This is a genomic window from Vibrio cincinnatiensis DSM 19608, assembly GCF_900167345.1.
Classification (GTDB): Bacteria; Pseudomonadota; Gammaproteobacteria; order Enterobacterales; family Vibrionaceae; genus Vibrio; species Vibrio cincinnatiensis.
Map to the genome: position 1 here is coordinate 38846 of NZ_FUXB01000017.1, position 13886 is coordinate 52731.

The 13886-nt window shown below is 44.1% G+C and carries 15 protein-coding genes; 8 read left to right on the plus strand and 7 right to left on the minus strand.

The window, feature by feature from the left end; translation table 11 throughout:
* Nucleotides 1-11: 11 nt before the first annotated feature.
* The 3 genes from glpC to glpA are packed head-to-tail and all read right to left on the minus strand — an operon-like array spanning nucleotide 12 to nucleotide 4188.
* Nucleotides 12-1238, minus strand: a complete 1227-nt coding sequence (glpC, locus tag B5D54_RS14525; protein ID WP_078927286.1) for an anaerobic glycerol-3-phosphate dehydrogenase subunit GlpC — start codon at nucleotides 1236-1238, stop codon at nucleotides 12-14.
* Nucleotides 1235-2548: a glycerol-3-phosphate dehydrogenase subunit GlpB gene (glpB, locus tag B5D54_RS14530; RefSeq protein ID WP_078927287.1), complete on the minus strand. Its 1314-nt coding sequence runs from the start codon at nucleotides 2546-2548 to the stop codon at nucleotides 1235-1237. The genes glpC and glpB overlap by 4 nt, the downstream gene beginning before the upstream one ends.
* Nucleotides 2545-4188 (minus strand): anaerobic glycerol-3-phosphate dehydrogenase subunit A, encoded by a 1644-nt coding sequence (gene glpA, locus B5D54_RS14535; protein ID WP_078927288.1) that lies wholly within the window; start codon nucleotides 4186-4188, stop codon nucleotides 2545-2547. The genes glpB and glpA overlap by 4 nt, the downstream gene beginning before the upstream one ends.
* 540 nt (nucleotides 4189-4728) lie before the next feature.
* Here glpA and B5D54_RS14540 point away from each other — a divergent pair.
* Both B5D54_RS14540 and glpK read left to right on the plus strand, forming a co-directional pair.
* The gene (locus tag B5D54_RS14540) at nucleotides 4729-5583 is read left to right on the plus strand and encodes an MIP/aquaporin family protein (RefSeq protein ID WP_078927289.1); all 855 of its coding nucleotides are present in this window, start codon (nucleotides 4729-4731) and stop codon (nucleotides 5581-5583) included.
* Between the two features lie 60 nt (nucleotides 5584-5643).
* Complete coding sequence (glpK, locus tag B5D54_RS14545) at nucleotides 5644-7164, plus strand: glycerol kinase GlpK (protein ID WP_078927290.1); 1521 nt, start codon at nucleotides 5644-5646, stop codon at nucleotides 7162-7164.
* 80 nt (nucleotides 7165-7244) lie between these two features.
* Here glpK and B5D54_RS14550 read toward each other — a convergent pair whose 3' ends face one another.
* Both B5D54_RS14550 and B5D54_RS14555 read right to left on the minus strand, forming a co-directional pair.
* The gene (locus tag B5D54_RS14550) at nucleotides 7245-7496 is read right to left on the minus strand and encodes a YgjV family protein (protein WP_078927291.1); all 252 of its coding nucleotides are present in this window, start codon (nucleotides 7494-7496) and stop codon (nucleotides 7245-7247) included.
* Between the two features lie 311 nt (nucleotides 7497-7807).
* Nucleotides 7808-8128 carry a DUF496 family protein gene (locus B5D54_RS14555; RefSeq protein ID WP_078927292.1) on the minus strand — a complete coding sequence of 107 codons (321 nt, stop codon included), beginning with the start codon at nucleotides 8126-8128 and terminating at the stop codon, nucleotides 7808-7810.
* A gap of 211 nt (nucleotides 8129-8339) precedes the next feature.
* Between B5D54_RS14555 and B5D54_RS14560 the strand changes: the two genes are divergently transcribed.
* From B5D54_RS14560 to B5D54_RS14570, 3 genes are all read left to right on the plus strand, one after another.
* Nucleotides 8340-8543, plus strand: a complete 204-nt coding sequence (locus B5D54_RS14560) for a hypothetical protein (protein ID WP_078927293.1) — start codon at nucleotides 8340-8342, stop codon at nucleotides 8541-8543.
* A 79-nt stretch (nucleotides 8544-8622) separates the two neighbouring features.
* On the plus strand, nucleotides 8623-9258 hold the full coding sequence (locus tag B5D54_RS14565; RefSeq protein ID WP_078927294.1) for a YceH family protein: 636 nt from the start codon (nucleotides 8623-8625) through the stop codon (nucleotides 9256-9258).
* Between the two features lie 5 nt (nucleotides 9259-9263).
* On the plus strand, nucleotides 9264-9623 hold the full coding sequence (locus tag B5D54_RS14570; protein ID WP_078927295.1) for a GIY-YIG nuclease family protein: 360 nt from the start codon (nucleotides 9264-9266) through the stop codon (nucleotides 9621-9623).
* A 43-nt stretch (nucleotides 9624-9666) separates the two neighbouring features.
* On the opposite strand, the gene B5D54_RS14575 is transcribed toward B5D54_RS14570, so the two are convergent.
* On the minus strand, nucleotides 9667-10344 hold the full coding sequence (locus B5D54_RS14575; protein ID WP_078927296.1) for a PilZ domain-containing protein: 678 nt from the start codon (nucleotides 10342-10344) through the stop codon (nucleotides 9667-9669).
* Nucleotides 10345-10571: 227 nt separating this feature from the next.
* Nucleotides 10572-11096, minus strand: coding sequence for a hypothetical protein (locus tag B5D54_RS14580; protein WP_078927297.1), 525 nt, complete (start codon nucleotides 11094-11096; stop codon nucleotides 10572-10574).
* Between the two features lie 206 nt (nucleotides 11097-11302).
* Between B5D54_RS14580 and modA the strand changes: the two genes are divergently transcribed.
* Genes modA through modC form a run of 3 tightly spaced genes read left to right on the plus strand, consistent with a single transcriptional unit; the run spans nucleotide 11303 to nucleotide 13867 of the window.
* The gene (gene modA, locus B5D54_RS14585; RefSeq protein ID WP_078927298.1) at nucleotides 11303-12076 is read left to right on the plus strand and encodes a molybdate ABC transporter substrate-binding protein; all 774 of its coding nucleotides are present in this window, start codon (nucleotides 11303-11305) and stop codon (nucleotides 12074-12076) included.
* Nucleotides 12057-12758 carry a molybdate ABC transporter permease subunit gene (gene modB / locus B5D54_RS14590; RefSeq protein WP_078927299.1) on the plus strand — a complete coding sequence of 234 codons (702 nt, stop codon included), beginning with the start codon at nucleotides 12057-12059 and terminating at the stop codon, nucleotides 12756-12758. Before modA ends, modB begins: the two co-directional genes overlap by 20 nt.
* Entirely contained in the window at nucleotides 12758-13867 is a 1110-nt protein-coding gene (gene modC, locus B5D54_RS14595) for a molybdenum ABC transporter ATP-binding protein ModC (RefSeq protein WP_078927300.1), read from the plus strand. Before modB ends, modC begins: the two co-directional genes overlap by 1 nt.
* Nucleotides 13868-13886 lie beyond the last annotated feature (19 nt).

Below are 13886 nucleotides of genomic sequence, written 5' to 3' on the forward strand. Positions count from 1 at the left end.
GACCCGCTTTTTTACGCAAGAGCCATGGCCAGTAGAGTGATGGGGTGCAGGCTTTCTAGTTGAGTATTTTCTTCAATTTGCCATTTACAGGTCTCACAATCCGTCACCGCAAAATTTGCGTTGGAATGATTAATGGCACGAAATAAGTGATTGCCAATTTTCATCGAAACATCGTAGTTTTCCTCTTTAAACCCATAGGTTCCGGCCAGTCCACAGCATTCACTGTCTAACACCACCAGTTCCAACCCTGGGATCATGCGTAGCAATTCAATGGTAAATATCACATTACCACTTCGTTCTAAGTGGCAAGGGGTGTGATAAACCACTTTTAAATTAAGCGGTTTCATTTTTGGGGCATTGCCATTCATAAACTCTTTGAGCAAAAAGCGGGTGATATATTCAATGTCATTGACCACTTTACTGTTATCTACCCCAAGAACATGAGGATACTCTTGCTGAAGGGTGAATGAACAGGTGGAAGAGGTGGAAATGATTTTGGTGTGATACTCCTCAACGGCAGATTCAATATTTTTGATATTAAGTAGGGCATTTTTGCGCGCTTTATCGTGAAAACCGTTGGCAATTAAAGGTACGCCACAACATTTTTCATTTTCCAGCAATCGAACGCCGATATTCATGGCATTAAGCACTCGCACTAAATCTTTCCCTAATTGAGGGTGGTTATAGTTGACGTAACAGCCATGAAAATAAGTGACCTGACGTTGATAGAGCGGCTGGCGGGTGCAGTTTTGTTTAAACCAGCGGCGAAACGTACCGTGTGAATATTTGGGTAGCGCTTTATGATCGTGAACACCAATGGTTTTATGCATGATGGTTTTCACCACTGGCAAAGTGGTAGCGAAATTGACCACTGGTGCAAATGGTGTGGCAATGGAGCCAAATAGGTCGGTGTGGCTCAATACATAGTCACGGACGAGTTTGGGATTCAATGGTTTTTTGCCATATTTACCGCGCGCAACGGCGATCAGATCGCCGATTTTAACCCCTGAAGGACATGCAGTTTCACAGCGTTTGCAGTTGGTACAATATTTTAACGCGTCATCGTAGTATTCAGGGCTTTTAATGCGCAAACGTTCACCATCTGGACCGCACTGCTTGGGACCGGGATAGTCAGGGTTGGCTTTCGCCACCGGACAATAAACGGTGCATACGGTGCATTTAATGCATTGGTCAAAGCTGGTGTTTTGAGGTGCAGCTTGCGAAAAGGGTACGTTCATATCAGCGCCTCCTGAGTCGAATAAGCGGCAGAATCGGTTTTTAGCGCTTGCATAATGGCATAGTAAGCCGTGGCAATCGCCACACCACCCCCACTGCCTTCAAACACGGGATCGTAGCCAGAGAGCATCGAACCACAGCAATAAAGGTTTTTGATCGCTATGCCTTGTTGATAAGGGTTCAACTGCGTATTTGTCTGAACGCCAAAGGTCATAAATGGGTGAGGGGTAGGCGCAAAAAATTGCGAATGTCGCCATGATGAGCGTGGTTCTGAATAGGTGATCTCCAGCTCAAAGACCGGTTCAGAAATCTGTTGTTGTGAGGCTTTCAGCCCTTGGCTGAAATAACTGCCGGTCGCCATGATAAAGTGTTTCGCTTGAATCGGCATATCTCGTAAATTTTGGGTATAAATTTCGGTTAATTGGCCGTTGGAAAATGCTCCTTTCACCACTTTATCGCCTTTCAATTGAATACCACCAAGTTGAATAAAGGTGCGATTAAGGGTTTCTTCAATACGAATACCTAGCAGAGACGGGGGCATGGTGGGGACTTCATGAAAATGCAATTGCGTGGCTTCACGTAACTGATTCATCAAAATAAGCCCATCGCCATTGCCCATAATCGCCGGCAGAATCACCAAATCTTCCGGTGTTGCCAGCATCATTAATGTGCGGCAAAGATGATCCCATGCCTTTTCCTGTTTGAGAAAGCGGGCAATATCAATCGAGCGGAGTTCATTAGGATTACGCCGATACGCATTAAAACCGGGTAAGGTAATGGTTTTATGTTCAATGTGTGTATTGGCAAAATCAACGTGCTGGCGAAGATTATCCTGCAACATTTGTGGGTGAAAATCTCGGTAACCCTCAATGGTAATTACCACAATGCGCTTAAAGGGTAGAGGAGCATTATGCTGATAAACAAATGGCTGAGAAAGCCAAGTCGCCTTTAACGTTCCTAGCGGGGTGATGCGTTGATGATTGGCTCCCTCGGGTTGATGATACATAGGAAGCCCAGCATCGGTCATGATGTGTTGGAACCAATGAAGTCCTTCCATTAACGATGCTTGCCCCACAATGTTATAGGGGTGTTGGTCATTTTGTTGTTTCAGTTTATCCAGTGCGTCAAAAGGATGGGTAACGGCGCTGCCATCGGGTAATTTGGCTAATACATCAATCGAGCCGGAAGAGAAATGCAGAGCGCTTTGCCCTTGGTTGATCAGCAAAGTTTTCTTTCCCGCCTGTAAGCCACGAACGGCGGCGGTGTATCCCGCAATGCCGCCACCGATCACGACAATGTCATAGTGCATCATCCGTTATTCTCCTCATGATTATTTGGCTGTGGAAGATCGCCTGCACCCAATAGCCCATCATAAATCCAGTAGCTAAATTCGGCTTCCCGCAGAGCATCGCCCCAAAAAATCGGTTTGATGCCTTTCCAGCGTTCTTCAAGGAACTCAGTAAGTAACAGGCTGGATTGCTGTCCTGTAAAATGACCATATTCAGAAAATAAGGTCGCCGCTCGGTAGCTGCACAGTTCACCTTGACATGGCCCCATGCCGAGGCGAGTTCGACGGCGTAAATCTACTAAATTATTTACATCGAGATGTTTGATGGCATATTCAATTTCCCCGGCGGTCACCATTTCACATTCACAAATGATGGCTTGGTTTTTCATATCCTCTGATAAAAACTGTTTGGCTCTTTCACCGTGGCGATAGATAGCCGATTCATAAACGGGTTTGGCAATACTGGCGGTCTTTTTCACCTCTTTCGGGGTTTCATTTGAGCCAGGAAGCGGGCGAAGATGAGTTGTGCAAGGTTGTTGATTACCCAGTTTTTTTGCCACCAGATCCGTTGCCCATTCCGCCATTAATCGGTAGGTCATCAGTTTGCCACCCGTAATCGTGGTTAAGCCATTTAGGCCATCACGCTCTTGGTGGTCTAATAAAACAATGCCTCGGCTGATATTACGTCCGCTGCCGTCATCGTCAACGGAAACTAAAGGACGCACTCCAGCATAAGCGCGCAGTACGCGAGTGTTGGCCATGATAGGTGCCAGTTTTTCCCCCTCTTTGAGCAACACATCCACTTCTTTATCAGTGACATGTAAGTGATCAATTTGATCGTAGTCGATATGTTCAGAGGTGGTGCCGATAAGAGAGATGGTATCACCGGGCACTAAAATATCGGCATCAGAAGGTTTGCGGCAGCGATTGATGACAAGGTTATTAATTCGATAATCAAGAATGAGCAGAGAGCCTTTTGCTGGAAACATTTTGATATTCAAATCGGCGTATTCACAGATATTCTGCCCCCAAATTCCTGCCGCATTAATCACTTGTTTCGCATAAATTTCAAACGACTGATGGGTGCCCAGTTGCAAGCAATGTACACCTAAGATAGTGTCGCCCTGACGGATCAGCCCTGTGACGATTGTACGGTTAAGTATTTTCGCCCCGTGTTCTTTGGCATCCAATACATTCGATGCACAGAGACGAAAAGGATCTATCGTGCCATCCGGCACTTTAACGGCTCCCACCAATGCAGGGTTAACATTGGGTTCTAATGCTAACGCTTGCTTAGCGGTTAAACGTGACGTTTCAATACCAGCTTGAGTACAGGCCGTAATGAAACGCTCTTGGAAGGTTAAATCATCTTCCGGCAAGGTAATAAATAGGCCATTGGTCGCTTCTACACAGTGCTTGGCTATTTTTTTGAGAATCAGATTTTCTTGGATGCACTCTTTTGCTGATTCGGGATCAGTGACGGCATAACGAGCACCCGAATGGAGCAAGCCGTGATTTCGGCCTGTCGTACCCGATGCGATATCGTCTTTCTCGAGAAGAATACAGGGGATCCCACGTAATGCACAGTCGCGCATAATACCGGTTCCCGTTGCTCCACCACCGATGATGACCACGTCAGTTTCCATACGTTGTTTTGCTGTCATGACCGCTACCTTATTTATTGACTCTTCACTGGATCAATAGTGTGTCATTTTTCAACGTTTACGTTCGCTACATTGCTCACAAAAGCTCGAACGAAAACTTTTTTACCGAGTAAAGCTCATTCTTTTCCATTTTTTGATGAAATATACCAACAAATTTAGAGTGTGAAGGTGTGTTTAATAACATTTTAGTTACACATTGTTCTGATAAGCAGACCTAAGAATGGAAGAGTTTTCCCTGTTTTTAAACGATTACTTCACTATATAAAGCAAAGATAAAGAAGATTTCCGCTCATTGATTGTTTTTTTCTTCTTTAGGTAAGCCTTAATTAGCCTTTAATGGTGAAATGTTCTTTTGATTAGTCTATTTGATCAAAATACTGCGTCAATTAACAAAAAGCGAGTTTAAGGTTAACATTTTTGTGCTCGAACGCGCATTAATAATCTTTGTTTGTTTTCGATGAAGGAGTTCTATGGCAGATTGTGCTGCACACAAACAACGTGTAAACCAATAACGTGTAAATAAACACAAGGATTCATACTATGGCTCGAACAAAACAACAGACTCTTTTAGGAGAGTGTATCGCCGAGTTTATCGGTACGGGTTTGCTCATTTTCTTTGGTGTCGGCTGTGTTGCTGCCTTGGTTTTAACCAATGCACAATTTGGTCAATGGGAAATTAGTATCATTTGGGGGCTTGGCGTAGCGATTGCTATTTATTGTACCGCTGGTGTTTCTGGTGCCCATATTAACCCCGCCGTGACGATTGCCCTTGCCGCATTCCACGGCTTCAATAAAGCGAAAGTAATCCCTTACATCGTTGCACAACTATTCGGTGCTTTTTGTGCGGCGGCGTTAGTCTACAGTCTATACAGTAACCTTTTTGTTGATTACGAAATCGCTCACAGTTTCACTCGAAATAGCCAAGAAGCACTCGCCACTGCGGGGATATTTTCCACCTATTCTCATGCCTCGATCTCCTTTTCTGGGGCGATGGCGGTTGAATTTGTGATTACTGCGGTATTGATGTTTGGCATTTTAGCTTTGGGTGATGAAAATAATGGGGCACATCGTAATGCATTAAATCCACTATTAATTGGTGTATTGATTGCAATTATTGGGGGTTCGCTCGGCCCATTGACGGGCTTTGCGATGAACCCTGCACGGGACTTTGGACCTAAGCTCTTTGCTTACCTTGCTGGGTGGGATTATGCCTTAAGCGGTGCTAAAGAGATCCCCTACTTTATTGTACCTATCGTGGCTCCCATTGCTGGCGCTTGTTTTGGGGCTTGGGCCTATCCGAAATTTATTGCCGTTTACCTCCCGAAAGTGGGCACGGGATGTACGATTCCTAATCAGTGTGACAATGTTGAAGAAAGTGAACAAGCACACGTATAAACCCTACTTCATAATCATAGTTAATCGATTTTTCGAACGTGAAATAATAAGGAATACACCATGACTGAGCAAAAATACGTCGTTGCATTAGATCAAGGAACCACCAGTTCCCGAGCAGTAGTACTGGATCATGATGCGAACATTGTCAGCGTTTCTCAGCGTGAATTTACTCAAATTTATCCTCAAGCGGGTTGGGTTGAACATGATCCGATGGAAATTTATGCAACCCAAACTTCCACCTTAGTGGAAGTGCTTGGTAAATCCGGTATCCGAAGTGATGAAGTTGCTGCGATTGGGATTACTAACCAACGTGAAACAACGATTGTTTGGAATAAAGAAACCGGTAAACCGGTTTACAATGCAATTGTGTGGCAATGCCGTCGTACTGCTGAAATTTGTGAAGAACTCAAAGCACGAGAAGGGCTAGAAACTTACATTCGAGAAAATACCGGGCTGTTACTTGACCCTTATTTCTCAGGCACCAAAATAAAATGGATTCTTGATAATGTTCCTGGGGCTCGTGAAGATGCCGAAGCGGGTAAGTTATTGTTTGGAACGGTGGATACTTGGCTGGTTTGGAAAATGACTCAAGGCCGCGTTCATGTGACGGATTATACCAATGCTTCTCGTACTATGCTTTTTAATATCAATGAATTACATTGGGATGAGCAGATTTTAAAAGCATTTGATATACCACTGAGTATGATGCCAGAAGTGAGATCGTCCTCTGAGGTTTATGGGCAAACGAACATCGGGGGGAAAGGCGGAACTCGGATTCCGATTGCAGGGATTGCGGGCGATCAACAAGCGGCTTTATACGGTCAAATGTGTGTCCAAGCGGGTCAAGCAAAAAATACCTATGGTACAGGCTGTTTCTTACTCATGAATACTGGCCAAGAAAAAGTGACGTCCAAAAATGGCTTGCTCACAACACTGGCTTGTGGCCCGAAAGGGGAGCCTGCCTATGCGTTAGAAGGGGCGGTATTTATGGGCGGGGCGTCGATTCAGTGGTTACGAGATGAGTTGAAATTAATCTCAGATGCTCATGATTCAGAATACTTTGCCACCAAAGTAGATACCTCAAATGGTGTGTATGTTGTCCCTGCCTTTACTGGGCTTGGTGCTCCTTACTGGGATGCGTATGCCCGTGGAACCATTGTGGGTCTAACACGAGGGGTGAATGCTAACCACATCATCCGTGCAACGCTGGAAAGTATTGCTTATCAAACCCGTGATGTATTGGATGCGATGCAGGCCGATTCAGGCATTAAACTGGCCGCACTACGAGTCGATGGTGGTGCTGTGGCGAATAATTTCTTAATGCAGTTCCAGTCTGATGTGTTGGATACAGAAGTCCATCGCCCTAAAGTGACAGAAGTTACAGCACTGGGAGCGGCGTATTTAGCCGGTATTGCGGTCGGGTTCTGGGATGGATTAGAAGAACTGAAAAATAAAGCAGAAATTGATCGTTCATTTATGCCTCATCAAGACGAAGAGAAACGTCAACGTCGTTATCGAGGTTGGAAGCGTGCAGTGAAATGTGCTCAGTCATGGGCAGCATTGCATACTGAAGAAGATTAGTAGAGAACGGTCTTTATTGAGTCCAATGCCCGGCAGAGTGTCGGGCATTTTATGTTAGAAAGAAAAACGCTTGGGGAAGGTTAGGCGGCGCTTTGTACGCCTTCAGTCTTTTTTGCCTGTTGCATCTTCACTAAAAAGTAGACGTTAACACAAGCGATAAAAGCATTGGTTGCCACAACGGGTAACGCATCAATCATCAAACCATAAGCAACAAATAAGCTACAGCCAATAAAATTCAGTATTCTTAGTTTTACAATGTCTTTCATGGTGAGTGAAATTGCGACCATAATTGAGGCAGCGTAGCCCATGATTTCAATCATATTCATATCCATTATTGTATCCTCTTGCTGTTGGCCCAAGCCGGGTCAGTAGCGGCACGCTGTTTTTCATCATGAAAATGGACAAAGCCTTACCGAAAATGGCTGGATTAACTTTTCTAATGAAAACTATAACAACGGTTAATCTGTGATGAAACCCTCAAAAAGAGCTTCGGAGAAGGTTAGCGATTACGCAAACGATTAACGCTAATAATAAATTTGTTATTACGTTATCTGTTGAACGGCTTGGGTACCTCAGTATTCAAAAAAGAAAGTCCGCTTATCGCGGACTTTGCATGAATAGATGAGTTACTCCATGGTCGGAATTACTTTTTCCCGCCTTGAGTCATCAGCTTATCTTGCTCTGTAAGTTCACGGATGCGACGGCTAATTTCACGGCGCTCTTTAGAAATTTCAGCACTTTTAATAATATGGTCATCCACACGATCTTCATAATCTGACTTCATGTTTTTGACAATTTCAATGATCTCCGCTTGAGTCATATCTGGTTTGATGTAGTCCACTAAGTTTTCTAGTAGATCAACACGTTTACGGTTATCACGAACTTTCTTTTCGTTATCAAGCAGTTCACGTTTTAGTTTGTTTTTACGACGAGCTAGGCTCACAATTTCAAATACGCTGTTCATAGGTCCCTTTTCCTATCATGAATGCCACTACCAGAGATTAAAGCACATCGTTAAGGCGCATAACAGACCTAAGATCAAACCTCATTGCATCTTGCTGAATAAATCACCAGAATGTGTGGTTTTTGATGGCCTTAGATACATACCGCTAGTGTACATCAATAAAAAGGCGCTATATCATGTATTCAACGACGAATGAAACAACCATTTAATTATGTCACACTCAGAAATTGTTGTTCCGACATCGACATCAAAAGAGAAGTCTTCCTTTACTGTGCAACAACAGAAACTTCGCCAAGCCTATTTGTATGAACGGCAAAATCTTGCCCTGCTTGAAATCGAATTAAACCGTTCTAAGGTGGTGGTGATGGATGAGCATGGTCGATTCCTTCGTTTGGTTTTCGTATTAGAGCACTAGGGTGATATAGGCGGATCACCGAGGTAACTCGGCGCTTGGTGAAATAGACGCTATCTCAGATAACAATAAGGAAATGCAGATGCATAATGAATTGTCCCATTTAGAAGCGAGAGTGATTGGCTGCTTAATTGAAAAAGCAGTAACAACGCCTGATCATTATCCACTTACTCTCAACAGTTTAACGACGGCCTGTAATCAAAAAAGTAACCGTGAGCCTGTTCTTTCATTATCTGAAGCGGAAGTGCAAGACACGGTTGAAGCCTTAATTGCCCGCCGTTTAGTCAGTGATGAAAGCAGCTTTAACAGTCGAACGCGTAAATATCAGCATCGTTTCTGCAATACCGAGTTTGGCGATTTAAAATTGAATGAACAAGAGTTGGCTTTAGTGTGCTGTTTATTGTTACGTGGCCCTCAAACCCCGGGGGAATTAAGAACACGCACGAATCGTTTGTGTAGTTTTAGTGATGTCAAACAAGCCGAAGCTGTCCTTGAAGCCTTAGTAGAACGAGAATTAGTGGTGAAATTACCACGAGAGCCTGGCAAGCGAGAGTCCCGATATCACCACCTATTTTGTGGCGCGGTTGATCTTACCCACTTTGCCACCAGCCCCTCTTCTGAATCCGCCACTACTCAAATCGAAGCATTAGAGTTAGAAGTTGCAGCCTTACGTGAAGAGGTCGCTGAACTGCGAACTCTGCTTGAGCAATCTCGATAAGTGATATGACTGGCTCTTTTTCTTCTCGTTCGCACTGGTGGGTATATCTCATTCGTACTTCAGGAAATGCGCTGTATTGCGGTATTACAACCAATACTCAGCGGCGTTTCCAGCAACACCAACGTGGGCAGGGGGCTAAGGCATTAAGAGGTAAGGGGCCGCTAACGTTGGTATGGCAATATGCAGTTGGCTCGGATAAAAGCCAAGCGTTAAAATTGGAGTATCGTATTAAGCGCCTGAGCAAAGAGAAAAAAGAGAGCCTTGTTGCGGGAACGAGCGCTCTGTCTGAATTTCCTTGGGGAGCGATAGTCTCATCCCACTTACCGAGTGAGACGAGACTTCCTCACGACAGCGATTCCTGTTAACCCTTTATTTTTATCGACTAACGGCTATGACTGGAGAGGAACTTTACGATATTCGGTGCTGAGACAAACTCAGGATTTGAGCTCGTAAGTCATCCGTCATTTCTATCATGGAAGCGTATTTTATGCCCACAAGGTAGCCTTTATCTTTGCGACGTAGGCTAACGACATGGCTGGCTAAATCTTGTGGCAGCCAACTATCGAGTGCAGAAGAGAGGGAAACGGAATGGTTTAGCTGCAACTCATTTTCCCCTTCGATAAACACCCCACAACCAGAGACAGAAAAATCGACCAAAGTACCCGTGAAGTTTTTCTCAAAGTGATTATTGTGTTCCGTTAATGTCACAGGAAGTGAAATTTTGTATCTCTCATGCTCTCGGATGGCTTTGCTGGCAAAGTGTTTAGGGTAGCGGATAAAAAGCAGGTTAAAAGGGGTGGATATAACCTGATAGATAGAACTTCGAAAAGCAATAATATGCCCAAGTTCAGTATCGCTCATGCCTCTGATCACAATGGGTACATTAGAGAGTTTTCGCATGACTAAGCTTTCATAGGTTTTAATCGGCATATCTAATAGTAAAAATTGTGTCGCTTTAAAACCAACGAGGGTCGTCGAAAAAGTGAGACTATCTTGTGGACCAAATTGAATACTGGCAGAGATTTTCATACCCGGTTGTAGGTAATTACCCAATTTCTCACATGGGATAGATCCCGAGGTTGTCATACTTTATCCTAACAAATAGAAAAACAGAATATCGCACACCTTGATGCAGGCCAATACGCTTTACCCAGTGAGGAATCACTGAAAGAGAATGTTTCTCGACAGCCTTAGCCGTTAAGGCGACATGACCGAGGGGAATACGCGAGTGCTTAAGTTTGTAAGGATAATATTATAGTACGAGTTCATGATTTACGGGCTACCACATGATGATTTACTGTGTAAGAAAATGGCTAAAATTGAAATCTTACACCCATACTTATCTGCGGGCCCCATAATCCAGCATTTCGAGCTTCAGCAGAAATGGTCATCTGTTGCGTGGAGTGAAAGCGCAGCCCTCCGATAAAAATCGAGTGATCTTCATTTCGTCCGACACGAAGGTGCCCTTCAATTTGGTTTGTTAACCAAACACGAGTACCGATGTTGAGTTCCATCATGACATCATTTTTATTACCTTCATCATCACTTCCACGGACGCTGTGGATGAGCATCTGACCATAGATATCAGCAAATGGGTTAACTGGCCCATTAAATCCAATGCCCCCAGCGGCATCCCAATCACCTTCGAAACGAGAATCAATGCGAGCGATAAGGTGTGAGTTTTCGGTGAAGTAAGTATTGAACTCTGCCCCCATAGATTCAGGGCTTAAGGCGGTCCGAACTTCAAAAAAGTTATAGTTAAAATTGTTTGCTGAAGCGGTGGTAGGTAGCAGTGTCGCCAAGAGTAAAGTGCCGAATAAAGACGTTTTTTTGAGCATAGTCATTCATCCTAAAAAGAGGAAAGCGTAAAGATACAACAATGCTATGCGAATTTCAGGCCATTTGTGCAAATTATTTCATCTTCTGACAAACTTTTGTTGTTAAAATAAGTACGATAGAAGAAATTGAATAATATTTGGTCGCTGTGCTGTGCGATCACATTTTTTGTCATACTAATGAGAAGTAAAGGGGTTGGCCGTTACTCATGAAAAAAAGATTTTATCTATTGGGCATGCTTTTCATTAGCCCGATACTTTGGGCGCAAGAAACGCTCCATATTTATGCGGCCTCCTCAATGACTAACGCCGTCAATGAACTGATTCATCTTTATCAATCTCAGCATGAGGTTAAAGTCATTGCGGTATTTGGGGGCTCGTCCTCTTTAGCCCGACAAATTGAACATGGTGCCCCAGCAGATGTCTTTCTTTCGGCTAATGATGAGTGGGTCATGTACCTTGTAAATAAGAAAAAGCTTAAAGAAGAGCACGTGATGTTACTGGCGACGAGCCATCTTGTTCTTATTCAGCCTGCCCACGCCGCACAACCTTCGTTTGATATTACGAATGGCCAAGCGTGGCTTCAACGGTTAAACGGGGGACGTCTGGCGGTTGGTAATACTGAAGCGGTTCCGATTGGTATCTATTCTAAAGAGGTACTGACGTCATTGGGTGTGTGGGATACAGTACGGTCACGGTTAGCACAAACGAATAATGTGCGTTTAGCATTAGCTTTGGTTGAGCGGGGAGAAGCGCCATTAGGAATGGTCTATAACACGGATGCTTTAACCAGTCGCAAAGTCTCGATTGTGACGGAGTTTGACTCCTCGTTACATTCGCCTATTCATTATCCACTCGCGCAGTTGAATGATAAGTCGAGCACGGTTTCCTTGATCAACTTTCTTACTTCTTCACAAACGAAGTCAATTCTAGCCACTTATGGTTTTAACACGGATATAGAGAATGAAACACTGGCTCAGTGATTATGAGTGGATGGCTTTACAACTGAGCCTAAAGGTCGCCGGTTATACGGTATTATGGTTATTGCCCATCGCCCTGTTTTTAGCTTGGTTGCTCGCTCGTAAAACGTTTGTGGGTAAAACGCTGTTAGACAGTCTGGTTCATCTTCCATTAGTGTTACCACCCATCGTGGTGGGTTACCTCTTATTGATTTCAATGGGCAGTCAAGGCGTGATTGGTCAATGGTTAGCGTCTTGGTTTGGTTTTTCATTTAGTTTTAGTTGGCGCGGCGCGGTATTGGCCTGTTTTGTGATTGCTCTGCCATTAATGGTCAGAGCGATTCGTTTGAGTATCGAAAATGTTGATCCTAAGTTGGAACAAGCGGCGAGAACCTTGGGGGCTTCTCCATTAAAAGTGTTTTTTACCATCACCTTACCCTTAATCTTTCCGGGGATCATTACCGGAACCATGCTTTCTTTTGCACGTAGTTTAGGTGAGTTTGGAGCCACCATTAGTTTTGTTTCTAATATCCCTGGAGAGACGCAAACCTTACCTTTAGCCATGTATAATTTCTTAGAAACACCAGGGGCTGAGATGGAAGCTGCTCGCTTATGTATCATTTCTATCGTGATTGCTTTGCTGTCCCTGTTTATTTCAGAATGGGTTAATCGACGTATGCAACGCCGTTTAGGAGTGAATGGTTGATGGCTTCCTTATCTGTTCGAGTCAATAAGCAGCTCGGTGATATGGCGCTGAGTGTTAACCTGCATTTGCCTGCTACCGGCATTACGGCTATTTTTGGTCGTTCAGGCTCAGGTAAAACGTCATTGATTAATCTTATCAGTGGGTTGATAACCCCTGATAGCGGGCAAGTTCGGCTTCCTCACCGAGTGTTATTCCATGATCAAGACAAGGTCAGTGTACCCGTTGAAAAACGGAAAATTGGGTATGTTTTTCAAGAAGCACGATTATTTCCACATTATCGAGTGCATGGCAATCTCACCTATGGCATTACCGAAAAAGATACGGACTATTTCAATCAAATTGTTCAACTACTGGCGTTAGAGCCCTTGCTAGCGCGTTATCCACATACGCTATCGGGGGGGGAAAAACAGCGAGTCTCTATTGGGCGAGCGTTACTGACGAAGCCAGATTTACTCTTGATGGATGAGCCACTCGCATCCCTTGACCTACCGAGGAAAAGGGAGGTAATGCCTTTTCTTGAGCAGTTAGCTCAAACCGTGAATATTCCTGTATTATACGTGACCCACAGTATGAACGAGGTCTTACGATTGGCTGATCATCTGGTGGTGTTGGAGAACGGAAAAACATTAATCTCTGGGCCGATAGAGCAAGTCTGGTCATCTTCGGTGATGAGACCTTGGCAATCTTTTAGTGAGCAAAGCACGCTATTGTCTGGTTATATTGCTCAACATCAAACCCATTATGGGCTTAGCTACATTCGGTTAACTGAGCTGGTGGGCGTATGGGTACAACAGATAGACGGTGATCTTCATCTTCCCATCCGTTTGAAGATACGAGCGACCGATGTGTCGGTGACATTGGAAAAACCGCAAAAAACCTCTATCCGTAATATTTTACCCGCGAAGGTGATTAAAATTGAACATTTACAGCAGGGAGAAAATCGAAAGAGTATTGCTTTGCAGTTGGCACTGGACGAAGGCTGCTTCTTGTGGTCAACCATTACTGAGTGGGCGTTGGAAGAACTGAAATTGTCGGTGGGTACTCCTGTTTATGCCCAAATCAAAGGGGTGAGTATTGCTCAACGCGATATCGCTCTGAGTCATCATTAGCCATTATTTATAAAAACTT

Coding starts and splice junctions, on each gene's coding strand:
- B5D54_RS14555 (WP_078927292.1), bottom strand. CDS start 8,128: ATGAACAGCGTATTTGAAATTGTGAGCCTAGCTCGTCGTAAAAACAAA.
- B5D54_RS14550 (WP_078927291.1), bottom strand. CDS start 7,496: ATGGATATGAATATGATTGAAATCATGGGCTACGCTGCCTCAATTATG.
- glpC (WP_078927286.1), bottom strand. CDS start 1,238: ATGAACGTACCCTTTTCGCAAGCTGCACCTCAAAACACCAGCTTTGAC.
- B5D54_RS14575 (WP_078927296.1), bottom strand. CDS start 10,344: ATGACAACCTCGGGATCTATCCCATGTGAGAAATTGGGTAATTACCTA.
- B5D54_RS14560 (WP_078927293.1), top strand. CDS start 8,340: ATGTCACACTCAGAAATTGTTGTTCCGACATCGACATCAAAAGAGAAG.
- glpB (WP_078927287.1), bottom strand. CDS start 2,548: ATGATGCACTATGACATTGTCGTGATCGGTGGCGGCATTGCGGGATAC.
- B5D54_RS14570 (WP_078927295.1), top strand. CDS start 9,264: ATGACTGGCTCTTTTTCTTCTCGTTCGCACTGGTGGGTATATCTCATT.
- B5D54_RS14540 (WP_078927289.1), top strand. CDS start 4,729: ATGGCTCGAACAAAACAACAGACTCTTTTAGGAGAGTGTATCGCCGAG.
- B5D54_RS14565 (WP_078927294.1), top strand. CDS start 8,623: ATGCATAATGAATTGTCCCATTTAGAAGCGAGAGTGATTGGCTGCTTA.
- glpK (WP_078927290.1), top strand. CDS start 5,644: ATGACTGAGCAAAAATACGTCGTTGCATTAGATCAAGGAACCACCAGT.
- B5D54_RS14580 (WP_078927297.1), bottom strand. CDS start 11,096: ATGCTCAAAAAAACGTCTTTATTCGGCACTTTACTCTTGGCGACACTG.
- modB (WP_078927299.1), top strand. CDS start 12,057: ATGAAACACTGGCTCAGTGATTATGAGTGGATGGCTTTACAACTGAGC.
- glpA (WP_078927288.1), bottom strand. CDS start 4,188: ATGACAGCAAAACAACGTATGGAAACTGACGTGGTCATCATCGGTGGT.
- modA (WP_078927298.1), top strand. CDS start 11,303: ATGAAAAAAAGATTTTATCTATTGGGCATGCTTTTCATTAGCCCGATA.
- modC (WP_078927300.1), top strand. CDS start 12,758: ATGGCTTCCTTATCTGTTCGAGTCAATAAGCAGCTCGGTGATATGGCG.